Annotated in this window: 16 protein-coding genes and 1 pseudogene; 16 read left to right on the top strand and 1 reads right to left on the bottom strand. The window is 73.8% G+C overall.

The window, feature by feature from the left end:
* Positions 1-317: RNA methyltransferase (locus A5714_RS22780; protein ID WP_304528513.1), on the top strand; the 317-nt coding region annotated here is incomplete at its 5' end.
* Here A5714_RS22780 and A5714_RS22785 read toward each other — a convergent pair.
* On the bottom strand, positions 304-1,341 hold the full coding sequence (locus tag A5714_RS22785; protein WP_068289168.1) for an oxygenase MpaB family protein: 1,038 nt from the start codon (positions 1,339-1,341) through the stop codon (positions 304-306). The two genes, A5714_RS22780 and A5714_RS22785, sit on opposite strands and share 14 nt — an antisense overlap.
* Before the next feature lie 179 nt (positions 1,342-1,520).
* Here A5714_RS22785 and A5714_RS22790 point away from each other — a divergent pair, with 179 nt between their 5' ends.
* The 15 genes and pseudogenes from A5714_RS22790 to A5714_RS22860 all read left to right on the top strand — a co-directional run.
* Positions 1,521-2,450: an adenylate/guanylate cyclase domain-containing protein gene (locus A5714_RS22790; protein ID WP_068289171.1), complete on the top strand. Its 930-nt coding sequence runs from the start codon at positions 1,521-1,523 to the stop codon at positions 2,448-2,450.
* A 9-nt stretch (positions 2,451-2,459) separates the two neighbouring features.
* Entirely contained in the window at positions 2,460-3,266 is an 807-nt protein-coding gene (locus A5714_RS22795; protein ID WP_068289174.1) for a rhomboid-like protein, read from the top strand.
* A 104-nt stretch (positions 3,267-3,370) separates the two neighbouring features.
* Positions 3,371-4,414, top strand: a complete 1,044-nt coding sequence (gene pheS / locus A5714_RS22800) for a phenylalanine--tRNA ligase subunit alpha (RefSeq protein ID WP_068065025.1) — start codon at positions 3,371-3,373, stop codon at positions 4,412-4,414.
* Entirely contained in the window at positions 4,414-6,912 is a 2,499-nt protein-coding gene (gene pheT / locus A5714_RS22805) for a phenylalanine--tRNA ligase subunit beta (protein WP_068289177.1), read from the top strand. Before pheS ends, pheT begins: the two co-directional genes overlap by 1 nt.
* A gap of 25 nt (positions 6,913-6,937) precedes the next feature.
* Positions 6,938-7,997 (top strand): annotated as a pseudogene (argC, locus tag A5714_RS22810) (N-acetyl-gamma-glutamyl-phosphate reductase).
* Entirely contained in the window at positions 7,994-9,208 is a 1,215-nt protein-coding gene (gene argJ / locus A5714_RS22815) for a bifunctional glutamate N-acetyltransferase/amino-acid acetyltransferase ArgJ (protein WP_068289183.1), read from the top strand. The pseudogene argC and the gene argJ overlap by 4 nt, the downstream one beginning before the upstream one ends.
* The gene (argB, locus tag A5714_RS22820) at positions 9,205-10,095 is read left to right on the top strand and encodes an acetylglutamate kinase (RefSeq protein ID WP_068074774.1); all 891 of its coding nucleotides are present in this window, start codon (positions 9,205-9,207) and stop codon (positions 10,093-10,095) included. The genes argJ and argB overlap by 4 nt, the downstream gene beginning before the upstream one ends.
* Before the next feature lie 39 nt (positions 10,096-10,134).
* Entirely contained in the window at positions 10,135-11,328 is a 1,194-nt protein-coding gene (locus A5714_RS22825; RefSeq protein ID WP_255396730.1) for an acetylornithine transaminase, read from the top strand.
* Positions 11,321-12,247: an ornithine carbamoyltransferase gene (gene argF, locus A5714_RS22830; RefSeq protein WP_068289186.1), complete on the top strand. Its 927-nt coding sequence runs from the start codon at positions 11,321-11,323 to the stop codon at positions 12,245-12,247. The genes A5714_RS22825 and argF overlap by 8 nt, the downstream gene beginning before the upstream one ends.
* Positions 12,244-12,750: an arginine repressor gene (locus A5714_RS22835; protein WP_068289189.1), complete on the top strand. Its 507-nt coding sequence runs from the start codon at positions 12,244-12,246 to the stop codon at positions 12,748-12,750. Before argF ends, A5714_RS22835 begins: the two co-directional genes overlap by 4 nt.
* Positions 12,751-12,791: 41 nt before the next feature.
* Entirely contained in the window at positions 12,792-14,024 is a 1,233-nt protein-coding gene (locus A5714_RS22840; protein ID WP_068074783.1) for an argininosuccinate synthase, read from the top strand.
* Complete coding sequence (gene argH / locus A5714_RS22845) at positions 14,021-15,442, top strand: argininosuccinate lyase (RefSeq protein ID WP_068289192.1); 1,422 nt, start codon at positions 14,021-14,023, stop codon at positions 15,440-15,442. Before A5714_RS22840 ends, argH begins: the two co-directional genes overlap by 4 nt.
* 103 nt (positions 15,443-15,545) lie before the next feature.
* Positions 15,546-16,607: a type III polyketide synthase gene (locus tag A5714_RS22850; protein ID WP_068289195.1), complete on the top strand. Its 1,062-nt coding sequence runs from the start codon at positions 15,546-15,548 to the stop codon at positions 16,605-16,607.
* Positions 16,608-16,705: 98 nt separating this feature from the next.
* A complete protein-coding gene (locus A5714_RS22855) occupies positions 16,706-23,092 on the top strand; it encodes a type I polyketide synthase (protein ID WP_068289199.1) in 6,387 nt (2,128 codons plus the stop codon).
* A 19-nt stretch (positions 23,093-23,111) separates the two neighbouring features.
* The coding region (locus tag A5714_RS22860) for a type I polyketide synthase (RefSeq protein WP_197513886.1) at positions 23,112-26,765 on the top strand (3,654 nt) is incomplete at its 3' end.

The raw sequence follows: 26,765 nt of genomic DNA on the forward strand, positions 1-26,765 counted from the left end.
TCTTCTCGCTGCCCGTCGTCGTCGCGCCCGACGCCGGCGCGGCCGTGGCGGCGTTGCGGGGCGCCGGGCTGCGGGTGCTCGCCACCACCGTCGACGGCGAAACCCGCCTCGACGAGGCGGACGCCCTGCTGACCGGGCCGGCGGCCTGGCTGTTCGGCCCCGAGTCCCACGGGCTGCCCGGCGAGATCGCCGCCGCCGCCGACCATCGGATCCGCATCCCGATGGCGGGCGGCGCGGAGAGCCTCAACGTGGCGGCCGCGGCCGCCGTCTGCCTGTATCAGAGCGCCCGGGCGTTGGGCGTCCTCACGCGGCCGTAGCCGGCCGCCGGCCCCGCGCCACCCGCAGCCCGGTCAGCGACAGCGTGGTGTGCACCAGCGACCCGGCCCGCTCCATCAGCGCCTTCGCCGGCCGGGCCGGCGGCGGGAAGTAGTGCATCGGCAGCCCGCGGCGATCCCGCGGCGGCGCCATGAAGGACGGCGCCTGGGCCAGCGGCGCGTCGCTGGGCAGTCGGCCCTGCGCGCGGCGGTAGGCGGCCAGCGCCCGCGGGTGTAGCCGGATCTCGTCGGGGACCGCCAGAAACGCCAGCTCGACGCACTTGCCGAACAGGCGCAGCAGCACCTCGTCGCCCGGCGTCCAGTGCAGGCCCGCCTTCTCCCGGACCGCGGGCTCGAACAGGCCCGCCGCGATCCACCGTTGCCCGGCGACCAGCGGCTTGAACAGCTGGTCCCACAGCGGGGTCGGCATCAGCACGAAGCGCGGCTTGGGGATCCGGATGTCGAAGATGTCCCGGGTCGCCTGGTTGACCTCCAGCACGTCGCGGCCCACCCGTTCCCAGTACTCGCAGAACTCCTCCCAGGAGCCGGGCACCGGCCGCATGCTCATGCCGTACATCCGGTACCACTGCACGTGCTCGTCGAAGAGCTGACGCTTCTCGGCCTCGGTCAGGCCGCCGCAGAAGTATTCGGCCACCTTGATCACCAGCATGAAAAACGTGGCGTGCGCCCAGTAGAAGGTCTCGGGGTGCAGGGCGTGGTAGCGGCGGCCGGCGTCGTCCACCCCCTTGATGGTGTGGTGGTAGTCGGTGATCTGACGCCCGGTCTGCGCGGCCCGCTCGCCGTCGTAGACCACGCCCATGATCGGGTACACCGAGCGCGCCACCCGCTGCAGCGGCTCGCGCAACAGGATGGAGTGTTCCGCGACGCCCGCGCCGAGCTCGGGGTACATCGTCTGGATGGTCCCGATCCAGACGCCCAGCATCCCGGTCCGCAGATCGCCAAAGTACTTCCAGGTCAACGACTCTGGGCCGAGCGGGTCGGCGGACGTTGTGGGTATGCCAGTCATCGCGACCTCCTTGGCCCACGATAACTTTGACAACGAACGTTGTCCACGACCCGCCCGCGGTGTTACCGAGCCTGCGTTCCGGTGTGGCACCGCCGTGATCAGGCGCTTCGCTGCGAGATGTGACACACCTGACGAGGGCCTCGTTGCCTGCCTCTCGCGAAACCAAATAACCTGGCCGAGTGGAACTCGCGCGTCGCGACTCGGAGCCGGGTGAGCCCGACGAAGCCACGCGCACGTCGACCTCCGCCGCGAAATCCCACGGTCCCGCCGTGTCGGTGCACACCGCGACGCAGTGGCTGCATAACCGCAACCACAGCCCCGGCGCGGTGGCGTTCATCCGGCGCGCGCGCCGCCTGTTGCCCGGCGACCCGGAATTCGGTGACCCGCTGTCGATGGCCGGCGACGGTGGCCCGCGCGCGGCCGCGCGGGCGGCCGATCGGCTGTTAGGCGACCGCGACGCGGTGTCACGGGAGGTGAGCCTCGGCGTCCTGCAGCTGTGGCAGGCGCTCAGCGAGACCGTCGCCCGGCGCCCGGCCAACCCCGAGGTGACGCTGGTGTTCACGGACCTGGTCGGCTTCTCGACGTGGTCGCTGCAGGCGGGCGACGACGCCGCCCTGACGCTGCTGCGGCAGGTGGCGCGGGCCATCGAGCCGCCGCTGCTCGACGCCGGTGGCCAGATCGTCAAACGGATGGGCGACGGGATCATGGCCGTGTTCGGCGACCCGACGGTCGCGGTGCGGGCCGTGCTGGCGGCCAAGCAGGCGCTGCGGTCGGTGGAGGTGGCCGGGCACACGCCGCGGATGCGGGTCGGGGTGCACACCGGGCGCCCGCAGCGGCTGGCGGCGGACTGGCTGGGCGTCGACGTCAACATCGCCGCGCGGGTGATGGAACGCGCCACCAAGGGCGGAATCATGGTGTCGAGCGCGACGTTGGACCAGATCCCGCAAAGCGAGCTGGATGCGTTGGGCGTCGAGGCCAAACGCGCACGGAAGCCGGTTTTCGGGCCGAAACCCGCCGGGATACCGGCCGATCTGGCGATCTATCGCCTCAGGACTCTAAGGGAGTTGTCAGGCTCTGATGACACGGGCGAAACAAACGCGCAGGAATAATGGACGGCAATGTTAGGGGGCCTGTTCTCCCGGCTTGCCCGGGTGCGATTCACGGTGGGGTACGCGGGGCTGCTGCTTGCCATCAGCTGCGCGCTCCTGGCGCTCGGGCCCCACACGCATGACGTCATCGTGCAGCGGGCCAGCACCAACGTGCACAACCTGTCCCACGGGCACGTCGGGACGCTGCTGGGCAGCGCGCTGGTCGTCGACGCCGGACCGCTGTACTTCTGGCTGCCGTTCCTGACCTGCCTGCTGGCGCTGGCGGAGCTGCACCTGCGCACCATCCGGCTGGTGGTGGCCTTCCTGGTCGGCCACGTCGGCGCGACTCTGCTGGTGGCGGCCGCCCTGGCCGCCGCGGTCGAATTCGGCTGGCTGCCGACGTCGGTCACCCGGGCCAGCGACGTGGGCATGAGCTACGGCGCCCTGGCGGTGCTGGGCGCCATGACGGCCGTCATCCCGAAGCCCTGGCGCGCGGCCTGGGTCGGCTGGTGGGTGGCGGCGGGCATCGCGTCGGCGGTGATCGGCGGTGACTTCACCGACGCCGGGCACACCGTCGCCGTCATCCTCGGGGTGCTGGTCTCCGCCCGGCTCCGGCAGCCCATCCACTGGACCCCGGTGCGGTGCCTGATGCTGGTGGCGTCGTCGGGCTTCGGTTTCCTGGTGCTGGCCCACCATTGGGGCACCATGGCGGCCGCGCCGGTGTTCGGGATCCTGGGCGCGTTCCTCGCCCACAAGCTGGCGACGTTCGCCGGCGGCCGCGCCGATGCGGCGGCACCAGCAGACGGCGACGCCGCGTTGACCGCCGTCACCGGCTGAGCGGCCGCCGCCACGCGCCCGCAGGGCCACCCGCGGCGGATCACTATGATCAGCACTCGTCCGCCCAGCCCGGACAATCCCGTCAGCAAGGAGTGTGTCGCCGCGTGGGTGATCAACCCGTCGACCTGTCGCCGGAGGCCTTGGCGCGCGCGGTCAGCGCCGCCCGGCAGGCCTTCGCGTCGGCCGGCGACCTGGAGGCCCTGGCCCGCGCGAAGACCGACCACCTCGGCGACCGAGCGGCGCTGGCGCTGGCGCGCCAGGCGCTCGGCACCGTCGCCAAGGAGCAGCGCGCCGACACCGGCAAGCGGGTCAACGCGGCCCGCGGCGACGCCCAGCGGGCGTTCGACGAACGCCTCGCCGCGCTGCGGGCCGAGCGGGACGCCGCCGTCCTGGTCGCCGAGAGCATCGACGTCACCCTGCCGTCGACCCGGCAGCCGGTCGGCGCCCGGCACCCCATCACGATCCTGGCCGAGCACATCGCCGACACCTTCGTCGCGATGGGGTGGGAGCTGGCCGAGGGCCCCGAGGTCGAGACCGAGCAGTTCAACTTCGACGCGTTGAACTTCCCGGCCGACCACCCGGCCCGCAGCGAACAGGACACCTTCTACGTCGCGCCCGAGGGCTCCCGGCAGCTGCTGCGCACCCACACCTCGCCGGTGCAGGTGCGCGCGCTGCTGCACCGCGACCTGCCCGTCTACATCGTCTCCATCGGCCGCACCTTCCGCACCGACGAGCTCGACGCCACGCACACGCCGGTGTTTCACCAGGTCGAGGGCCTCGCGGTGGACCGCGGCCTGACGATGGCGCACCTGCGGGGCACGCTGGACGCGCTGGCGCGCGCCGAGTTCGGGCCCGAGGCCCGCACCCGGATCCGCCCGCACTTCTTCCCCTTCACCGAGCCCTCCGCCGAGGTTGACGTCTGGTTCGTGGGCAAGAAGGGCGGCGCCGGCTGGGTGGAATGGGGCGGCTGCGGCATGGTGCACCCCAACGTGTTGCGGGCCGCCGGGATCGACCCCGAGTCCTACTCCGGCTTCGCGTTCGGCATGGGCCTGGAGCGCACCCTGCAGTTCCGCAACGGCATCCCGGACATGCGCGACATGGTCGAGGGCGACGTCCGGTTCTCCCTGCCGTTCGGGGTGGGCGCCTGATGCGCATCCCGTACAGCTGGCTGCGCGAGGTCGTGACCGCCGGCGCGCCCGGGTGGGACGCCACGCCGGCCGACCTCGAGCAGGCGTTGATCCGCGTCGGCCACGAGGTGGAAGAGGTCAGCACCCCGGGGCCGGTGACCGGCCCGCTGACCGTCGGCCGGGTCACCGCGATCGAGGAGCTCACCGGCTTCAAGAAGCCGATCCGGGCCTGTCGCGTGGACGTTGGCGAGCCGCAGGACCGCGACATCGTCTGCGGCGCCACCAATTTCGCGGTCGGCGACCTGGTGGTCGCGGCGCTGCCCGGCACCACGCTGCCCGGCGACTTCACCATCGCCGCCCGCAAGACCTACGGCCGGACCTCCGACGGCATGATCTGCTCGGCGGCCGAGCTGGGCCTGGGCGCCGACCATTCCGGCATCCTGGTGCTGCCGCCGGGCACCGCGGAACCGGGCGCCGACGGGGTCGCCGTCCTCGGCCTGGACGACGTGGTGTTCCACCTGGCCATCACGCCCGACCGCGGTTACGGCCTGTCGGTGCGCGGCCTGGCGCGCGAGGTGGCCTGCGCCTACGACCTGGAGTTCGTCGACCCGGCCAGCGACCAGGTGGTCAAGCCCCTGCCCGTGTCGGGCGAGGCCTGGCCGCTCACGGTGCAGGCCGACACGGGGGTGCGCCGGTTCGCGCTGCGCCCGGTCTCCGGCATCGACCCCACCGCCGTGTCGCCGTGGTGGCTGCAGCGGCGGCTGCTGTTGTCCGGCATCCGGGCCACCTCCCCGGCGGTCGACGTCACCAACTACGTGATGCTCGAACTCGGCCACCCGCTGCACGCGCACGACCGCACCCGCATCACCGGCGGCCTGACCGTGCGGTTCGCCCGGGCCGGCGAGACCGTCGTGACCCTCGACGACGTCGAGCGGCGGCTCGATCCGGCCGACGTCCTGATCACCGACGACGTCGCGGTCGCCGCCATCGGCGGGGTGATGGGCGCGGCGACCACCGAGGTGCGCCCCGAATCCACCGACGTCCTGCTCGAGGCCGCGGTCTGGGACGCCGCGGCCGTGTCGCGCACCCAGCGCAGGCTGCACCTGCCCAGCGAGGCCGCCCGCCGCTACGAGCGTGGCGTGGACCCGGCGATCTCGGTGACGGCCCTGGACCGGTGCGCCGCCCTGCTCGCCGACATCGCCGGCGGCGTGGTGTCCGACGCGTTGACCGACTGGCGCGGTGACCCGCCGGTCGACGACTGGAGCGGCGCGCCGATCCGGATCGCCGCCGACCTGCCCGACCGCATCGCCGGGGTCGCCTACCCGCCCGGCACCACCGCCCGGCGGCTCACCCAGGTGGGCGCCGCCGTTGCGGGCGCCGGCGACGCCTTGCGGGTGACCCCGCCCAGCTGGCGCCCCGACCTGTTGCAGGCCGCCGACCTGGTCGAAGAGGTGCTGCGGCTGCAGGGGCTCGAGGCCGTGCCGTCGGTGCTGCCGGCCGCCCCGGCCGGTCGCGGCCTCACGGCGGCGCAGCTGCGCCGCCGCGCGGTCGGCAAGTCGCTGGCCCAGTCCGGCTTCGTCGAGATCCTGCCCACGCCGTTCCTGCCGGCGGGGGTGTTCGACCTATGGGGGCTGCCGGCCGACGACCCGCGCCGCGCGACGACGACCGTCCTCAACCCGCTCGAGGCCGACCGGCCCCACCTGGCCACCACGCTGCTGCCCGCGCTGCTGGAGGCGTTGAGCCGCAACGTGTCCCGCGGCCTCGGCGACATCGCCCTGTACGCCCTGGCGCAGGTGGTTCAGCCGACCGAGCACACCCGCGCCGTGGACCTGGTCCCCGTGCACCGGCGGCCCACCGACGCCGAGATCGCCGCGCTGGACGCGTCGCTGCCGCGGCAGCCGCAGCACGTCGCCGCCGTGCTGGCCGGGCTGCGCGAGCAGCGCGGTCCCTGGGGCCCCGGGCGACGGGCCGACGCCACCGACGCGTTCGAGGCCGTGCGCACCATCGCCCGGGCCTGCGGCGTCGAGGTGCGGCTGCGGGCCGCGCAGCACCTGCCGTGGCACCCGGGCCGATGCGCGGAGGTGCTCGTCGGGCCGACGGCGGTGGGCCACGCCGGGCAGCTGCATCCGGCCGTGATCGAGCGGTCCGGGCTGCCCAAGGGCGCCTGCGCCCTGGAGCTCGACCTCGACGCGATCCCGCTGGTCGCCGCGCTGCCCGCGCCCCGCGTCTCGCCCTTCCCGGCGGTCTTCCAAGACCTCAGCCTGGTGGTGGCCGCCGACGTCCCGGCCCAGGCCGTCGCCGATGCGGTCCGCGAGGGCGCCGGCGAGCTGCTCGAAGACCTGCAACTGTTCGACGTCTTCACCGGGCCCCAGGTGGGGGCGGACCGCAAGTCGCTGACGTTCGCGCTGCGGTTCCGCGCGCCCGACCGCACGCTCACCGAGGATGACGCCAGCGCCGCCCGCGACGCCGCCGTCCGGCGCGCCGCCGAGGCGGTGGGCGCCGTCCTCCGCGCTCAGTAATGGATTTGCAAAGCATTGCATAACCATGCAGAATCGGCGGGATGGCCGACGTGTTGAGGGTTGCGGTTGCCGGCGCCAGCGGCTATGCGGGTGGGGAGATCCTGCGGCTCCTGCTGGGGCACCCCGCCTACACGGGAGGGCGCCTGGCGATCGGGGCGGTGACCGCCGCGGCCAGCGCCGGCAGCGCGCTCGGTGAGCACCATCCGCACCTGACCCCGCTGGCCCAGCGCGTCGTCGAACCGACGGACGCCGCCCTGCTCGCCGACCACGACGTGGTGTTTCTCGCGCTGCCGCACGGCCATTCGGCCGCGCTGGCCGAACAGCTGAGCCCCGACACCGTGATCGTCGACTGCGGCGCCGACTTCCGCCTCACCGACGCCGCCGCCTGGGAGCGCTTCTACGGCACCGGATACGCCGGCAGCTGGCCCTACGGGCTGCCGGAGCTGCCCGGCGCGCGGGACCGGCTGCGCGGCGCCCGCCGCATCGCGGTGCCCGGCTGCTACCCGACCGCGGCGCTGCTGGCCCTGCTGCCCGCGATGGCCGAGGACCTGATCGAACCGGCCGTCACGGTGGTCGCCGTCAGCGGCACGTCGGGCGCCGGCCGCGCCGCCAAGACCGACCTGCTCGGCGCCGAGGTCATCGGCTCGGCGCGGGCCTACAACATCGCCGGGGCGCACCGGCACACCCCGGAGATCGCGCAGGGCCTGGGCGCGGTCACCGGGCACGACGTGACCGTGTCGTTCACCCCGGTGCTCATCCCCACCTCGCGCGGCATCCTGGCCACCTGCACCGCGCGCACCCGCGCGCCGCTGTCGGCGCTGCGGGCCGCCTACGAAAAGGCCTACGACGCCGAGCCGTTCATCTACCTGATGCCCGAGGGGCAGCTGCCGCGCACCGGCGCGGTCATCGGGAGCAACGCCGCCCACGTCGCGGTGGCGGTCGACGAGGCGGCGCAGACGTTCGTGGCGATCGCCGCCATCGACAACCTGGTCAAGGGGACCGCCGGCGCCGCCGTGCAGTCGATGAACCTGGCCCTGGGCTGGCCGGAGACCGACGGCCTGCCGGTGGTCGGGGTGGCGCCGTGACCGCCACGAACGCGGACGCGCGGCTGCTGCGCGAGCAGGGCGTGACGGCGCCCGCCGGCTTCCGGGCCGCCGGTATCGCCGCCGGCATCAAGGCGTCCGGCAACCCGGACCTGGCGCTGGTGTTCAACGAGGGCCCCGACTACGGCGCCGCCGGCGTCTTCACCCGCAACAAGGTCAAGGCCGCGCCGGTGCTGTGGAGCCAGCAGGTGCTGGCGACCGGGCGGCTGCGCGCGGTCGTCCTGAACTCCGGCGGCGCGAACGCCTGCACCGGGCCGGGCGGGTTCCAGGACACCCACGCCACCGCCGAGGCCGTCGCGGCCGCCCTGTCGGACTGGGGCACCGAGACCGGCGCCATCGAGGTCGCGGTGTGCTCCACGGGCCTGATCGGGGACCGGCTGCCGATGGACAAGGTGCTCGCCGGCGTGCACACCATCGTGCAGGACATGGCCGGCGGCCTGGGCGGCGGCGACGAGGCCGCCCGCGCCATCATGACCACCGACACCGTGCCCAAGCAGGTGGCGCTGCACCACCCGGCCAACTGGACGGTCGGCGGCATGGCCAAGGGCGCCGGCATGCTGGCCCCGTCGCTGGCCACCATGCTCTGCGTGTTGACCACCGACGCGGCCGCCGAGCCCGCCGCGCTGGACCGGGCGCTGCGGCACGCCACCGCCCGCACCTTCGACCGGCTCGACATCGACGGCGCCTGCTCGACCAACGACACCGTGCTGCTGCTGGCGTCGGGCGCCAGCGGCATCGCCCCGAGCCAGGCCGACCTCGACGACGCCGTGCTGCGGGTGTGCGACGACCTGTGCGCGCAGCTGCAGGCCGACGCCGAGGGCGTCACCAAACGCGTCGACGTCACCGTCACCGGCGCGGCCTCCGAGGCCGACGCCCTGGTCGCCGCGCGCACGATCGCCCGCGACAGCCTGGTCAAGACGGCCGTGTTCGGCTCGGACCCCAACTGGGGCCGGGTGCTCGCCGCGGTCGGCATGGCGCCCGTCGACCTCGACCCGGACCGGATCGTGGTGTCGTTCAACGGCTTCGCGGTCTTCGCCGACGGCGCCGGCGTCCCCGGCGCGCGGGAGGTGGACCTCTCGGCGCCCGACATCGACATCACCGTCGACCTGCGGCTCGGCGACGGCGCCGCCACCGTCCGCACCACCGACCTGTCGCACGGCTACGTCGAAGAGAACTCGGCGTACAGCTCATGAGCTCCCCGACGCACGCGCTGCCCACCACGGTCAAGGCGCAGGTGCTCGCCGAGGCGCTGCCCTGGCTCAAACAGCTGCACGGCAAGATCGTGGTGGTCAAATACGGCGGCAACGCCATGACCGACGACACGCTGCGCCAGGCCTTCGCCGCCGACATGGCGTTTCTGCGCAATTGCGGCATCCACCCCGTCGTGGTGCACGGCGGCGGCCCGCAGATCACCGCCATGCTGCGCCGGCTCGGCATCGAGGGCGACTTCAAGGGCGGCTTCCGCGTCACCACCCCCGAGGTGCTCGACGTGGCCCGAATGGTGCTGTTCGGGCAGGTGGGCCGCGAACTGGTCAACCTGATCAACGCGCATGGCCCCTACGCGGTCGGCATCACCGGCGAGGACGCCCAGCTGTTCACGGCCGTGCGGCGCAGCGTCACCGTCGACGGCGTCGCGACCGACATCGGGCTGGTCGGCGACGTCGAACGGGTCAACACCGCCGCGGTGCTGGACCTCATCGCGGCCCGGCGCATCCCCGTGGTCTCGACCCTGGCGCCGGACGCCGAGGGCGTGGTCCACAACATCAACGCCGACACGGCCGCGGCGGCGCTGGCCGAGGCGCTGCGCGCCGAGAAGCTGCTGATGCTCACCGACGTCGAGGGGCTCTACACCAACTGGCCGAATCGCGAGTCCCTGGTCAGCGAGATCGACACCGCCACCCTGACGCAGCTGCTGCCCACGCTGGAGACCGGCATGATCCCCAAGATCGAGGCCTGCCTGCGGGCGGTCGCCGGCGGCGTGCCCAGCGCGCACGTCATCGACGGGCGGGTGCAGCACTGCGTGCTCGTCGAGCTGTTCACCGACGCGGGCACCGGCACCAAGGTGGTCCCCGCGTGCTGACGACCAGGAGGCAGGCACCGAGGGAGAGGAGCGGCAGCCGTGGCTGAGACGCGCAACGACGCCGTGCGGCAGCGCTGGAACGCCGTGATGATGAACAACTACGGCACCCCGCCGTTGGCGCTGGCCAGCGGCGCGGGCGCCGTCGTCACCGACGTCGACGGCAACACCTACGTCGACCTGCTCGGCGGCATCGCGGTCAACGTGCTCGGCCACCGGCACCCCGCGATCATCGACGCCGTCACCCGGCAGCTGGACACGCTCGGCCACACCTCCAACCTCTATGCCACCGAGCCGACGATCGCGCTGGCCGAGGAGCTGGTCGCGCTGCTGGGCAGCGACGCCCCGGCGCGGGCGTTCTTCTGCAACTCCGGCACCGAGGCCAACGAGGTCGCGTTCAAACTGTCGCGGCTGACCGGGCGGACCAACGTCGTCGCGGCGCACGGCGCTTTTCACGGCCGAACCATGGGGTCGCTGGCCTTGACCGGCCAGCCGAGCAAGCAGGCGCCGTTCGCGCCGCTGCCCGGTGACGTGACGTTCGTGCCCTACGGCGACGCCGACGCGCTCGCCGCCGCGGTCGGCGACGACACCGCGGCCGTCTTCCTCGAGCCGATCATGGGGGAGGGCGGCGTCGTCGTCCCGCCCGAGGGCTACCTCGCCGCCGCCCGCGACATCACGGCGCGCCACGGCGCCCTGCTGGTGCTCGACGAGGTGCAGACCGGCGTCGGGCGCACCGGCACGTTCTTCGCCCACCAGCACGACGGCATCACGCCCGACGTGGTGACCCTGGCCAAGGGCCTGGGCGGCGGCCTGCCCATCGGCGCCTGCCTGGCCATCGGGCCCGCCGCCGAGCTGCTCACGCCCGGCCTGCACGGCAGCACCTTCGGCGGCAACCCGGTGTGCGCCGCGGCCGCGCTGGCGGTGCTGCGGGTGCTCGCGCAGGAGAACCTGGTCCGCCACGCCGAGGTGCTGGGCAAGTCGCTGCGCCACGGCCTGGAGGCGCTGGGCCACCCGCTGATCGACCACGTCCGCGGCCGCGGGCTGCTGTGCGGCGTGGCCCTGACCGCGCCGCGGGCCAAGGAGGCCGAGGCGGCCGCCCGCGCGGCCGGGTTCCTGATCAACGCCGCCGCACCCGACGTCCTGCGGCTGGCCCCGCCGCTCATCGTCACCGAGCAGCAGACCGACGCGTTCGTCGCCGCGCTGCCGGGCATCCTGGACGAGGCGGCCCGTGGTTAGGCACTTCCTGCGCGACGACGACCTGTCGCCCCACGAACAGGCCGAGGTGTTGGCGCTCGCCGCCGAGCTCAAGAAGGACCCCTTCAGCGCCCGCCCGCTGGAGGGGCCGCGCGGGGTCGCGGTCCTGTTCGACAAGAACTCCACCCGCACCCGGTTCTCCTTCGAGGTCGGCATCGCCCAGCTCGGCGGGCACGCCGTGGTCGTCGACGCCCGCAGCACCCAGCTGGGCCGCGACGAGACCCTCGAAGACACCGCCCGGGTGCTGTCCCGCTACGTCGAGGCGATCGTCTGGCGCACCTACGGCCAGGACCGGCTGGAAGCGATGGCCGCGACGGCCACGGTGCCCGTCGTCAACGCGCTGTCCGACGACTTCCACCCCTGCCAGGTGCTCGCCGACCTGCAGACCGTCGCCGAGCGCAAGGGCGCGCTGCGGGGCCTGCGGATGACCTACCTGGGCGACGGCGCCAACAACATGGCGCACTCGCTGATGCTCGGCGGCGTCACCGCCGGCATCGACGTCACCATCGCCGCGCCGGAGGGGTTCGGGCCCGCGCCCGCCTTCGTGGCCGCGGCCACCGAGCGGGCCCAGGACACCGGGGCGTCGATCGGGGTCACCACCGATCCCCGCGCGGCCGCCGCCGGCGCCGACGTGCTGGTGACCGACACCTGGACGTCGATGGGCCAAGAAAACGACGGGCTGGACCGCCACACCCCGTTTCGCCCCTATCAGGTCAACGCGGGCCTGCTGTCACTGGCCGACCCGGAAGCCATCGTGCTGCACTGCCTTCCGGCCCACCGGGGCGACGAGATCACCGACGACGTGATGGACGGCCCCGCCAGCGTGGTGTGGGACGAGGCCGAGAACCGGCTGCACGCCCAGAAGGCGCTGCTGGTGTGGCTGCTCGAGCGGTCCCGATGACCCGCTCGAAGACCGCCGCCGAGATCACGCGGGCGGGCCGGCAGGCCCGCATCGTGGCGATCCTGGCGTCGGCGGCGATCAGCAGCCAGAGCGAACTGGCCGCGCGGCTGGCCGGCGAGGGCATCGAGGTCACCCAGGCCACGCTGTCGCGGGACCTCGAGGAGCTGGGCGCGGTCAAGCTGCGCGGCGCCGACGGCGGCGTCGGCGTCTACGTCGTCCCCGAGGACGGCAGCCCGGTCCGCGGCGTCTCCGGCGGCACCGCGCGGCTGTCCCGGCTCCTGAGCGAGCTGCTGGTGTCGGCCGACGCCAGCGCCAACCTCGCCGTGCTGCGCACCCCGCCCGGCGCCGCCGACTACCTGGCCAGCGCGATCGACCGCGCGGCGCTACCGTACGTCGTCGGCACCATCGCCGGCGACGACACCCTCTTCGTGGCCGCCCGCGAGCCGATGACCGGCGCCGAGCTGGCCAGGACGCTCGAAAAGCTCACGCAGACTTCGACGTAAAAGCTTCAACTTAAAGGCTTCAACTTAAAGGAGATTGGTTCATGTCAGAGCGCGTCATCCTGGCGTATTCCGGCGGGCTGGACACCTCGGTGGCGATCAGCTGGATCGGCAAGGAGACCGGCCGCGAGGTGGTGGCGGTGGCGATCGACCTCGGCCAGGGCGGCGAAGACATGGAGGTCGTGCGGCAGCGGGCCCTGGACTGCGGCGCCGTGGAGGCCGTGGTGGTCGACGCCCGCGACGAGTTCGCCCAGGACTACTGCCTGCCCACGATCCTGTCGAACGCGCTCTACATGAACCGCTACCCGCTGGTGTCGGCCATCAGCCGGCCGCTGATCGTCAAGCACCTGGTCGCCGCGGCCCGCGAACACGGCGGCAGCATCGTCGCGCACGGCTGCACCGGCAAGGGCAACGACCAGGTGCGGTTCGAGGTCGGATTCGGCTCGCTGGCACCCGACCTTCAGGTGCTGGCGCCGGTGCGCGACTACGCCTGGACCCGGGAGAAGGCCATCGCGTTCGCCGAGGAGAACGCCATCCCGATCAACGTCAGCAAGCGCTCGCCGTTCTCCATCGACCAGAACGTGTGGGGCCGCGCGGTGGAAACCGGCTTCCTGGAGCACCTGTGGAACGCGCCCACCAAGGACGTCTACGACTACACCGAGGACCCCACCGTCAACTGGAACACCCCCGACGAGGTGATCGTCGGGTTCGAACGCGGGGTGCCGGTGTCGATCGACGGCCGGCGGGTGTCGGTGCTGGGCGCCATCGAGGAGCTCAACCGCCGCGCCGGCTGTCAGGGCGTCGGCCGCCTCGACGTCGTCGAGGACCGGCTGGTCGGCATCAAGAGCCGCGAGATCTACGAGGCGCCCGGGGCGATGGTGCTCATCACCGCCCACACCGAGCTCGAACACGTCACCCTGGAGCGCGAGGTCGGCCGGTTCAAGCGGCACACCGACCAGCGCTGGGCCGAGCTGGTCTACGACGGCCTGTGGTACTCGCCGCTGAAGACGGCGCTGGAGGCGTTCGTCGCCAAGACCCAGGAGCACGTCACCGGCGAGATCCGCATGGTGTTGCACGGCGGTCACATCGCCGTCAACGGCCGCCGCAGCGCCGAGTCGCTGTACGACTTCAACCTGGCCACCTACGACGAGGGCGACAGCTTCGATCAGTCGGCGGCCAAGGGCTTCGTCTACGTGCACGGGTTGTCCTCGAAGATCGCCTCCCGGCGCGACCTCGCCGTCGAGACGGCCGGCGAAGCGGGCCCGGCGGACGCGTGAGCACGCGCGAGGGTTCGCTGTGGGGCGGGCGCTTCGCCGACGGCCCGTCGGACGCGCTGGCCGCGCTGAGCAAGTCCACCCACTTTGACTGGGTGCTGGCGCCCTACGACGTCGTCGCCTCCCGCGCGCACGCCGTGGTCCTGTTCCGGGCCGGGCTGCTCGACGAGGAGCAGCGCGACGGGCTGTTGGCCGGGCTGGACAGCCTGGCCGAGGACGTGGCCGACGGCAGTTTCACCCCGCTGGTCACCGACGAGGACGTGCACGCCGCGCTGGAGCGTGGCCTGATCGACCGGGTGGGCGCGGACCTGGGTGGCCGGCTGCGGGCCGGCCGGTCGCGCAACGACCAGGTGGCCACCCTGTTCCGGATGTGGCTGCGCGACGCCGTGCGCCGGGTCGCGGCCGGGGCGCTGCAGGTGGTCGACGCCCTGGCGGGCCAGGCCGCCGCCCACCCGACGGCGATCATGCCCGGCAAGACCCACCTGCAGTCCGCCCAGCCGGTGCTGCTGGCCCATCACCTGCTCGCGCACGCCCACCCGCTGCTGCGCGACGTGGACCGCATCGTCGACTTCGACCACCGCGCGGCGGTGTCGCCGTACGGGTCGGGGGCGTTGGCCGGCTCCTCGCTGGGCCTGGACCCGGACGCGATCGCCGAGCAGCTGGGCTTCACGGCCGCCGCCGAGAACTCCATCGACGCCACCGCGTCCCGCGACTTCGCGGCCGAGGCCGCGTTCGTGTTCGCGATGATCGCCGTCGACGTGTCCCGGCTGGCCGAGGACGTCATCCTGTGGAGCTCGACGGAGTTCGGCTACGTCCGGCTGCACGACTCGTGGTCGACGGGCAGCTCGATCATGCCGCAGAAGAAGAACCCCGACATCGCCGAGCTGGCCCGCGGCAAGTCCGGCCGGCTGATCGGCAACCTGGCCGGCCTGCTGGCGACGCTCAAGGCGCAGCCGCTCGCCTACAACCGGGACCTGCAGGAAGACAAGGAGCCGGTGTTCGACTCGGTGGCCCAGCTGGAGCTGGTGCTGCCCGCGATGGCCGGGCTGGTCGCCAGCCTGACCTTCGACGTCGAGCGGATGGCGGCGCTGGCCCCGGCCGGGTACACCCTGGCCACCGACATCGCCGAGTGGCTGGTGCGCCGCGGCGTGCCGTTCCGGTCGGCGCACGAGGCCGCCGGGGCGGCCGTGCGCGCCGCCGAGGACCGCTCCGTGGGGCTCGACGAGCTGACCGACGACGAGCTGGCCGCCATCAGCGGCGAGCTGACGCCGCAGGTGCGCGAGGTGCTGACCATCGAGGGCTCGGTGTCCTCGCGGGACGGGCGGGGCGGCACCGCGCCGGCCCGCGTCGCCGAGCAGATCGAGGCCGTCCGGAACGCCGCCGAGCGGCTCGAAAGCCGGTTGCGCCGCGACGCAAAATGATCTTGGTTCGGCTGCCGGGCACCTGCGCGCCGATTAGAATCTGGGCTCGAGCGATCCGCATGAACGGGCCAGGCCGGGTCTTCGTCACCAAGGGGTGGGAGCATTGAGCGTCGTCGCCGGAGTGTTCGGTGCGTTGCCGCCGCATCGCTATTCGCAGCGCGAGCTCACCGACTTCTTCGTCAGCATTCCCGAGTTCGAGGGCTACGAGGACATCGTCCGGCAGCTGCACGCCAGCGCCAAGGTCAACGGCCGCCATCTGGTGTTGCCGCTGGAGCAGTATCCCGCCCTCACCGACTTCGGCGTCGCCAACCGGATCTTCACCGACAACGCCGTGAGCCTCGGTTGCGAGGCGCTGGCCGGCGCGCTCGACGAGGCGGGGCTGCGGCCCCAGGACCTCGACGTCCTGGTCACCACCACCGTCACCGGGCTGGCGGTGCCGTCCATTGACGCGCGGATCGCCGCGCGGCTGGGGCTGCGCGAGGACGTGCGCCGGGTGCCGCTGTTCGGGCTGGGGTGCGTGGCCGGCGCCGCGGGCGTGGCCCGGGTCAACGACTACCTGCGGGGAGCGCCCGACGGGGTCGCCGCCCTGGTCTCCGTCGAGTTGTGTTCCCTGACCTACCCCGGCTACAAGCCGTCGCTGGCCGGCATGGTCGGCAGCGCGTTGTTCGCCGACGGCGCCGCGGCGGTGGTGGCGGTCGGCGCGGAGCGGGCCGAGCGGCTGGGCGCCGGCGGCCCGAGCATCCTCGATTCGCGCAGCCGCCTGTACCCCGATTCGCTGCGCACCATGGGCTACGACGTCGGCGCCACCGGCTTCGAGCTGGTGCTGTCCAAGGACGTCGCCGCCGTGGTCGAGCAGTACATCGCCGAGGACGTCACCGGCTTCCTCGGCGCGCACGGCCTGACCACCGACGACATCGGCGCCTACGTCAGCCATCCGGGCGGTCCCAAGGTGATCGAGGCGATCAACGCCGCGCTCGACCTGGCACCGGAAGCCCTGGAGCTGACGTGGCGCTCGCTCGGCGAGATCGGCAACCTGTCCTCGGCGTCGGTGCTGCACGTGCTGCGCGACACCATCGGCAAGCGGCCGCCGAGCGGCAGCCCGGGCCTGATGCTGGCGATGGGCCCCGGTTTCTGTTCCGAACTTGTGTTGTTGCGTTGGCACTGATGCCCGCCCGCGCGCTTCCGCACGTACCGTAAGTCCCGCGCCGTCGACCGGCCGCCGCGGGACGCGTCGCCGTGAGAGACACGAGAGGTCGCCTGGAGATGGACAGCAGTTCCGAGGAGCTGGTACGGGCCCTTCGGCAGTCGTTGAAAGAGAACGAACGGCTCAAGCGGGAGAACCGCGAGCACCTGGCGCGGCTGTCCGGCGCGGCGACGGAACCGGTGGCCGTGGTGGGCATGGCCTGCCGCTACCCGGGCGGCATCGACTCGCCGGAAGCCCTGTGGGAGATGGTGGTCGAGGGCCGCGACGTGGTCTCGGAGTTCCCCGGGGATCGGGGCTGGGATCTTGCCGGGCTGTTCGACGACGACCCCGACGCGGTTGGGAAGTCCTATTCGCGCTGCGGCGGGTTCCTGACCGACGTCGCCGGCTTCGACGCGGCGTTCTTCGGGATCGCGCCCAGCGAGGCGCTGGCGATGGATCCGCAGCAGCGCCTGCTGCTCGAGGTGTCCTGGGAAGCGTTGGAGCGGGCCGGGATTGACCCCGCGGAGCTGCGGGGCTCGGCGACGGGGGTGTTCGCCGGCATCTTCCACGGTTCCTACGGCGGCCAGGGCCGTGTGCCCGGCCACCTGGAACGCTACGGCCTGCGGGGCTCCACGCTGAGCGTCGCGTCGGGCCGGGTGGCCTACTCGCTGGGCTTCGAGGGCCCGGCCGTCTCGGTCGACACGGCATGTTCGTCGTCGCTGGTGGCCCTGCACCTGGCCGCCCAGTCGCTGCGTTCCGGCGAGTGCGACCTGGCGCTGGCCGGCGGGGTGACCGTGATGGCCACCCCGGCGATGTTCGTCGAGTTCAGCCGGCAGCGGGCGCTGTCGGCCGACGGCCGCTGCAAGGCCTACGCCGGCGCCGCCGACGGCACCGGGTTCTCCGAGGGCGTCGGGGTGCTGGTGCTGGAGCGCCTGGCCGACGCGCGCCGGCTGGGCCACCACGTCCTGGCCGTGGTGCGGGGTTCGGCGGTCAACCAGGACGGCGCCTCCAACGGGCTGGCCACACCCAACGGGCCGTCGCAGCAGCGGGTGATCCGGGCGGCGCTGGCCAACGCCCGCCTGGGCACCGCGGACGTCGACCTGGTCGAGGGCCACGGCACCGGCACCACGCTCGGCGATCCCATCGAGGCGCAGGCGATCCTGGCGACCTACGGGCAGGACCGGCCGCCGGGCAGCCCGATGTGGCTGGGGTCGATCAAATCGAACATGGGCCACACCTCCGCCGCGGCCGGCGCGGGCGGCGTGATCAAGATGGTGCAGGCGCTGCGCCACGGCCTGATGCCCAAGACGCTGCACGTCGACCAGCCGACCCCGCACGTGGACTGGTCGGCCGGCGCGGTGTCGCTGCTGACCGAGTCGCGGCCGTGGCCCGCGCTAAATCGGCCCCGCCGCGCGGGCGTGTCGTCGTTCGGGATCAGCGGCACCAACGCGCACGTGATCGTCGAGCAGGCCCCCGAGGAGCCGGAAACCGTTGCGCCGCATGGCGAAGACTCACCCGCGCCGTGGGTGCTCTCGGCCCGGTCGGCCGACGCCCTAACCGGCCAGGCGGCGCGGCTGCTGGCGCGGGTGGACGCCGACCCCGGCCTGCGGATGATCGACGTCGGCTGGTCGCTGGCGGCCACCCGGTCGCTGTTCGATCACCGGGCGGTCGTCGTGGGCGCCGACCGCGACCGGCTGCGGGCCGGTCTGGCGGACCTGGCCGCCGGGGAGCAGGGCGCCACGGTGGTGCTCGGCCGGGCCCGGCCGGTCGGCAAGACCGTGTTCGTGTTCCCCGGGCAGGGCTCGCAGTGGGCCGGGATGGGCGCCGAATTGCTCGACACCGCACCGGTTTTCGCCGAACAGCTGCAACGCTGCGCGAAGGCGCTGGCCGAGCACGTCGAGTGGTCGCTGATCGACGTCCTGCGCGGCGTGCCGGGCGCGCCCGGGCTGGACCGCGTCGACGTGGTGCAGCCCGCGCTGTGGGCGATCATGGTGTCGCTGGCCGAGCTGTGGCGGTCGGTCGGCGTGCTGCCCGACGCCGTCATCGGGCATTCGCAGGGCGAGATCGCCGCGGCCTGCGTCGCCGGCGCGCTGTCGCTGGACGACGCGGCCAAGGTGGTGGCGCTGCGCAGCAAACTGCTCGTCGGGCTGTCGGGGCGCGGCGGGATGGTCTCGCTGGCCTGCGGCCTGGCCGAGGCCTCGCGGTTGACCGCCGGCTTTGGCGAACGGCTCAACATCGCCGCGGTGAACGGGGTCTCGGCGGTCGTGGTCTCCGGGGAGGTCGACGCCCTGGCGGAGCTGATGCGGCGCTGCGACGCCGACGGTGTCCGCGCGCGGCCGATCGACGTCGACTACGCCTCGCATTCCGCGCAGATGGCGGCGCTGCGCGATCCGCTCGGGGCGGCGCTGCGCGGTCTGCAGCCGCGGTCGAGCGAAATCGCCTTCTTCTCCACCGTGACCGGCGACCTCATGGACACCGCCGGCCTGGACGCGGACTACTGGTACCGCAGCATCCGGCAGACGGTGCACTTCGAGGCGGCCGTGCGCCGCGCCAGCGACGCCGGCTACCGCGTGTTCGTCGAAACGAGCCCGCACGCGGTGCTGATCGCCGCCATCGAGGCCACGCTGAGCGCGGCCGACGGCGCGGTGGTCGTCCCCTCGCTGGGGCGCGACGACGGTGGGCTGCCGCGGTTCTGGCTCTCGGCCGGGCAGGCGCACGTCGCGGGCGTGTGCGTCGACTGGGGCGCCGCGCTCGCCGAGCGGGGCGGGCGTCGGGTCACGTTGCCGACATACGGCTTTGTCCACCAACGGTTTTGGATCCCGGGCGGGGCGACGGGAACCCACGACGTGGCCACGCTGGGTCTGCGCGACGCCCAGCACGGGCTGCTCGGCGCGGTGTTGCAGCGGCCCGATTCCGGCGGGGTGGTGTTGACCGGGCGCCTCTCGACGGCCGCGCAGCCGTGGCTCGCCGACCACGCCGTGGGTGACGCGGTGCTCTTCCCGGGCGCGGGATTCGTGGAGTTGGCCGTGCGGGCCGGCGACGAGGTCGGCTGCGGTTTGCTCGAGGAGTTGACGCTGTCGGCGCCGCTGGAGCTGCCGGCGGCCGGCGGCGTGCAGGTGCAGCTGGTCATCGGCGCCGCCGACTCGGCCGGTCGCCGCGAGATGGCGATGTATTCGGCTGCCGGCGAGCAAGACTGGGTGCTGCACGCCGAGGGTGTCCTGGGGCCGGGCTCGGCACCGCCCGCTGCGGACCTGGCGGCCTGGCCGCCGGTCGGGGCCACGCCGGTCGCGGTGGGCGAGGCCTATGCGCGCCTCGCCGCGCTGGGCTACGAGTACGGCCCGGCGTTTCGGGGTCTGCGTGCGATGTGGCGGCGCGGGCCGGAGGTGTTCGCCGAGGTGGCCGTCCCCGGCGACGCCGGCGGGCAGGACGGCGGCTTCGGGATTCACCCGGTGCTGCTGGACGCCGCGCTGCACCCGATCGGGCTGACGGCGGACCGGGCCGACACGGTGCTGCCGTTCTCGTGGCAGGGGGTGGCGTTGCACGCGTCGGGCGCCACCCGGGCCCGGGTGCGGATCGCGCCCGCCGGCGCGGACGCGGTATCGCTCGAACTGGCCGACGGCGCGGGCCTGCCGGTGCTCTCGGTGCGGTCCCTGGCCATGCGCGCGGCGTCCCTCGGCGGCGGGGACGGCGGCGTCGGTTCCTCGCTGTTCGACGTGGCCTGGTCCCCAATACCGTTGCCGGACAACGCCGGCCACGGCGACGTCACCGCCCGGGAGCTGACCGCCCGCGACGGTGACGTGGTGGCGTCGGTGCACGCCGCGGCCGCCGAGGCGCTGGGCGTGCTGCAATCGTGGCTGCGCGGCGACGACGCGGGGACGTTGGCGGTGTGCACGAGCGGGGCGGTGGCGCTGCCCGGTGAGGACGTCACCGACCTGGCCGGGGCCGCGGTGTGCGGGCTGGTGCGCTCGGCGCAGGCCGAGCACCCGGGCCGGGTGGTGCTGATCGACACCGACGGCTCGGTGGACCCGGTCGCGGCGGCCCGCTGCGGTGAGCCGCAACTCGTCGTCCGCGACGGCGTGGTGCACGCGGCCCGGCTCACGCCGCTGCGGGCGGACCGGGTGCTGGGGCTGCCGCGCGGAGGCTGGCGGCTCGACGCCGGCGGGGCCGGCACCCTGGGCGACCTCGTCGTCACCGCGCTCCCGCCGGCCGAACTGCGGCCCGGTCAGGTGCGGGTGGCGGTGGCCGCCGTCGGCGTGAACTTCCGCGACGTGCTGGTCGCCCTCGGGATGTATCCCGGCGGCGGGCACCTGGGCGCCGAGGGCGCCGGGGTGATCACCGAGGTCGCCCCCGACGTGACCGGCCTGGCCGTCGGCGACCCGGTGCTGGGCCTGCTGCAGGTCGTCGGTTCCGAGGCGGTCGTGGACCGGCGGCTGGTGACGCCGGTCCCGGGGGAGCTGACGCTGACGCAGGCGGCCGGCGTGCCGGTGGTGTTCCTGACGGCGCTGTACGGGCTGCGGGAACTGGCCGGCCTGCGGGCCGGCGAGCGGGTGCTGGTCCACACCGCCACCGGCGGCGTCGGGATGGCCGCGGTCCAGCTGGCCCGGCACTGGGGCGCCGAGGTGTTCGCCACCGCGAGCCGCGGCAAGTGGGACATGTTGCGCGGCATGGGTTTCGACGACGAGCACATCGCTGATTCGCGCTCGCTGGAGTTCGAGGAGAAATTCCGCGCCGCCACCGGCGGTGCCGGCGTCGACGTCGTGCTCAACTCCCTGGCCGGCGAATTCACCGACGCGTCGCTGCGGCTTTTGGCCCCAGGCGGCCGGTTCGTCGAGATGGGCAAGACCGACCCCCGCGACCCGAGCGTCGTCGCCCAGCGCTACCGCGGCGCGCGGTACCGGGCCTTCGACCTGATGGAGGCCGGCCCGGACCGCACGGCGGCGATGCTGGCCGAGACCGTCGCCCTGCTGCGCGACGGCGCCGTGCGGCCGCTGCCGCTGAAGACCTTCGACGTGCGGTGCGCGTCGGCGGCCTACCGGTTCGTCAGCCAGGCCCGGCACATCGGCAAGGTGGTGCTGACCGTCCCGTCCGGGCCCGGCGGCCTCCTCAGCGGGGGTGGCGGCGGGCTGGCCGGGGGCAGCGTGCTGATCACGGGCGGCACCGGCATGGCCGGGTCCGCCCTGGCCCGCCACCTGGTGGACCGCTACGGGGTGGCCCACGTGGTGCTGGCCAGCCGCGCCGGGACCGGCGCCGCCGGCATCGCGGAGCTGGTGGACCAGCTGCAGCGGGCCGGCGCCAGCGTGGCCGTGGCGGCGTGCGACGTCGCCGACCGGGAGGCCGTCGCGGCCACCCTGGCCCGCATCCCGGCCGAGCACCCGCTGCGCGGCGTGATCCACGCGGCCGGGGTGCTCGACGACGGCCTGCTCTCCTCGCTCACCCCGCAGCGGGTGGACACGGTCCTGCGGGCCAAGGTCGACGGCGCGTGGCACCTGCACCAGCTGACCCGCGACCTGGATCTGTCCGCATTCGTGGTGTTCTCGTCGATGGCCGGCATCGTCGGCACCCCCGGCCAGGCCAACTACGCGGCGGCCAACAGCTTCCTCGACGGCCTGATGGCCCACCGGCACGCGCTGGGCCTGCCGGGGCTGTCGCTGGCATGGGGCCTGTGGGAGCGGGCCTCCGCGATGACCGCGCACCTGGGCGACCGCGACAAGGCCCGCATGAGCAAGCTGGGCCTGGCGCCGCTGTCCACCGAACGGGCGTGCGCGTCCTTCGACGCCGCGCTGCTGGGCGACCACCCCGTCGTCGTCGCCGCCCGCGTCGACCGCGCCGCGCTCTCCCGCGACAGCACCGCCCTGCCGCCGCTGCTCGACGGGCTGGTCACCCGCCGGTCGCGCCGCGTCATCGACGACGCCGTCGGTGCCGCGTCGGCCAGCGGCCTGGCCGCGCGCCTGGGCGGGTTGAGCCCCGAGGCGCGGCAGCGCGAGCTCGTCGAGCTGGTGCGCGGCAACGCCGCCACGGTGCTGGGTGTGCCCAACCCCGAGGACCTCGACGCCGGCACCGCGTTCCGGGAGCTCGGCTTCGACTCGCTCACCGCGGTCGAGCTGCGCAACCGCCTCAAAAACGTGACAGGCCTGACCCTTTCGCCGACGCTCATCTTCGACTACGCCACCCCGGCAGCGCTGGCCGGCTACCTGGACACCCAGCTGGGCGTGCCGGGCGACGGCGGCGGTGACGATCCCGGCCTGATGGCCCGCTTCAACGACGTCACCCGCGAACTGCAGGCCCTGCTGGCGCGGTCCGGCTGGAAAGCCGACGACAAGCCCGCCCTGCGGAGCCGAATCCAGCACCTGCTCAACGTGTTCGACCCCGCCGACCAGCAGCTCGACTCCGAACACCTCGACGCCGACCTCGACGCCGCCACCGAAAGCGAACTCTTTGCCATCCTCGATGAAGAACTCGGCCGCTGAGGGCCCCCAGGGAGCACCGATGCCGGGCACCTCGCAGCACGTCGACTACCTGAAGCGCCTCACGGCCGACCTCAGGCGGACTCGGCGCCGCGTCGCCGAACTGGAAGGCAAGCTCGCCGAGCCGGTGGCCGTCGTGGGGATGGCGTGCCGCTATTCCGGCGGCGTCGACAGCCCGGAAGCGTTGTGGCAGTTGGTCGCCGAAGGGCGCGACACGGTGTCGGACTTTCCGGCCGACCGCGGCTGGGACGTCGAGGGGTTGTTCGACCCCGACCCCGACGCCGCGGGCAAGATGTACACCCGCCGCGGCAGCTTCCTGCAGAACGCGGGCGACTTCGACGCCGGCTTCTTCGGCATCGGGCCCAGCGAGGCCCTCGCGATGGACCCCCAGCAGCGGGTGATGCTCGAGATCTCCTGGGAAGCGTTGGAGCGCGCCGGGATCGACCCGTTCGGGCTGCGGGGCACCGCCACCGGGGTGTTCGCCGGCGTCATCCACGCCGGCTACGGCGGTGAGGTCAAGGGTGAACTGGAGGGCTACGGCCTGACCGGCTCCACCCTCAGCGTCACCTCCGGCCGGGTCGCCTACGTGCTGGGGCTCGAAGGCCCCGCCGTGTCGATCGACACGGCCTGTTCGTCGTCGCTGGTGGCCATGCACCTGGCCGCGCAGTCGCTGCGCTCCGGCGAATGCGATCTGGCGCTGGCGGGCGGCGTGACCGTCATGGCCACCCCCGCCGCGTTCGTGGAGTTCAGCCGGCAGCGGGCGCTGGCGCCCGACGGTCGCTGCAAGGTGTACGCCGGCGCCGCGGACGGCACCTCGTGGTCCGAGGGCGCCGGCGTGCTGGTGTTGGAGCGGCTGGCCGACGCGCGGCGCCTGGGGCATCCGGTGCTGGCGCTGCTCAAGGGGTCGGCGGTCAACCAGGACGGCGCCTCCAACGGCCTGACCGCCCCCAACGGACCGTCCCAGCAACGGGTCATCCGGGCGGCGCTGGCCGGCGCCGGGCTGGCCGCGGCCGACGTGGACGCCGTCGAAGGGCACGGCACGGGAACGGTTTTGGGCGACCCGATCGAGGCCCAGGCGCTGCTGGCTACCTACGGGCAGGACCGGGACGCGAGCCGGCCGCTGTGGCTCGGCTCGATCAAATCGAACATCGGGCACACGTCGGCCGCGGCGGGCGTGGCCGGGGTCATCAAGATGGTGCAGGCGATGCGGCACGGGGTGCTGCCGAAGACCCTCAACGTGGATGTGCCGTCGCCGCACGTGGATTGGTCGGCCGGTGCCGTGTCGCTGCTGACCGAACCGCAGCCCTGGCCCGAGCGGGACCGTCCGCGCCGGGCGGGGGTGTCGTCGTTCGGCATCAGCGGCACCAACGCGCACGTGATCGTGGAGCAGGCGCCGGCCGAGAGCGCGCCCGAAGCGGCCCCGCCCACGTCCGCTCCGGTGATCCCCTGGGTGTTGTCGGCGCGCTCGCCGGAGGCCTTGGCCGGCCAGGCGCAACGTCTGCTGGACCGGCTGACTGCCGACGCGGGGCCGCGGGCGGTGGACGTCGGGTGGTCGCTGGCCACCACCCGGGCGGCGTTCGAACACCGCGCCGTGCTGGTCGGCGCCGAGCGCGGCGACCTCACGGCGGGGTTGTCCGCGCTGGCGGCGGGGCGCCTCGACCCGGTCGCGGCGGTCGGCCGGGCGCGGTCGGCGGGCAAGCGGGCGTTCGTCTTTCCCGGCCAGGGGTCGCAGGCGCTCGGGATGGGCGCCGGCCTGTACGAGCGTTTCCCGGCGTTCGCCACGGCGTTCGACGAGGCCGTCGCCGCGGTGGACGGTCATGCGCGGCTGCCGATGCGCGAGGTGATGTGGGGGACCGACCCGGAGCTGCTGCAGAGCACGGAGTTCGCCCAGCCCGCGCTGTTCGTCGTGGAGGTCGCGCTGGCCGCGTTGTGGCAGTCCCTCGGTGTGACACCCGATGTGGTGATCGGGCATTCGGTGGGCGAGATCGCCGCCGCCTGCGTCGCCGGGGCGCTGTCGCTGCCCGACGCGGCACGACTGGTCGCGGCGCGGGGGCGGTTGATGGCGGGCTTGCCGGCCGGGGGCGCGATGGTGGCGGTGAGCGCCACCGAAGCCGAGGTGACCGGGCTGCTCGACGGCGCCGTGAGCATCGCGGCGGTCAACGGGCCGCGGTCGTTGGTGCTTTCCGGGGAGCGGTCCGCGGTGCGGGCGGTCGCGGAGCGGCTGGCCGCCGGCGGCGCCCGGGTGCACTCGCTGGCGGTCTCGCACGCGTTCCATTCACCGTTGATGGAGCCCATGCTCGACGACTTCGCGGCGGTGGCCGCCCAGGTGTCGACGGCCGAGCCGCGAATCCCGTTGGCGTCCAACCTCACCGGCCAACTCGCCGGCCCCGAGTACGGAACGGCCGCCTATTGGGTGGACCATGTGCGCAAGCCGGTGCGGTTCGTCGACGGTGTGCGCCTGGCCGAATCGTTGGGCGCCGGCGTGTTCGTGGAGGTGGGTCCGGGCGCGGCGTTGACGCCCGCGGTCGAGCAGTCCCTGACCTCGGACCGGGCATCCGCGGTGGTGACGTTGGCCAAGGGCCGCCCCGAAGCCGACGCGCTGTTGCGGGCGGCGGGGCAGCTGTTCGCGGCCGGCGCCGACGTGCGGTGGGCCGCGGCCTTCGACGGGTCGAACGCGCGCCGGGTCGAGCTGCCCACCTACGCCTTCACGCGGCGCCGGTTCTGGCTGTCCAGCGACGCGGTGGGGTCACGCAACGTCGGCAGCCTGGGGCTGACCGAGGCCGACCATGCGCTGCTGGGCGCGGTGGTGGAGCGCCCCGACTCCGGCGGGGTGGTGCTCACCGGCCGGCTGTCCACGGCCGCGCAGCCGTGGCTGGCCGACCACGCCGTGGCCGGCACGGTGCTGTTCCCGGGTGCTGGCTTCGTCGAGCTGATGCTGCGCGCCGGCGACGAGGTCGGCTGCCCGGTCATCGAAGAGCTGACGCTCGCGGCGCCACTGCCGTTGCCGCCCGCCGGGGCGGTGCAGATCCAGGTAGTGGTCGACCCCCCCGACGCGACCGGAGCCCGGGCCGCCGCGGTGTATTCCCAAGCCCCGCAATCGGGTTGGGTTGCGCACGCGCAGGGGGTGCTGACCGCCGCTGCGGTCGAGCCCGGCGCCGACTTGGCGACGTGGCCGCCCACCGGAGCCGCCGCGGTCGACGTCACCGGCGCCTACGACGACCTGGCCGCCCGCGGCTACCGTTACGGCCCGGCCTTCCGCGGGCTGCGGGCCGTGTGGCGGCGCGGCGACGAAATCTTCGCCGAGGTGCAGGCCGCGCAACCCGACGGCGTCAGCACGGGCGGCTTCGGCATCCACCCGATGGTCCTCGACGCCGCCCTGCACGCCCTCGGTGTCGCCGACGACGGCGGCGAGACCGTGCTGCCGTTCTCCTGGCAGGGCGTCAGCCTGTTCGCGGCGGGCGCCGCCCGGGTGCGGGTGCGGCTCGCGCCCGTCGGCGCGGGCGCCGTGTCCGTGGAGCTCGCCGACGCCTCGGGGCTGCCGGTGCTGTCGGTGCGCGAACTGGTGACCCGAGCGGTCTCCGCCGAGCAGCTCACGGCCGCCGCGGCGGCCCGCTCCGGCGGCGGGGAGCTGCTCGAGCTGACCTGGACGCCGATCACGGTGGGCGACAGCGCCGTC

It is taken from the genome of Mycobacterium sp. E2462, from assembly GCF_001672685.1.
In the GTDB taxonomy this organism is placed as follows: domain Bacteria; phylum Actinomycetota; class Actinomycetes; order Mycobacteriales; family Mycobacteriaceae; genus Mycobacterium.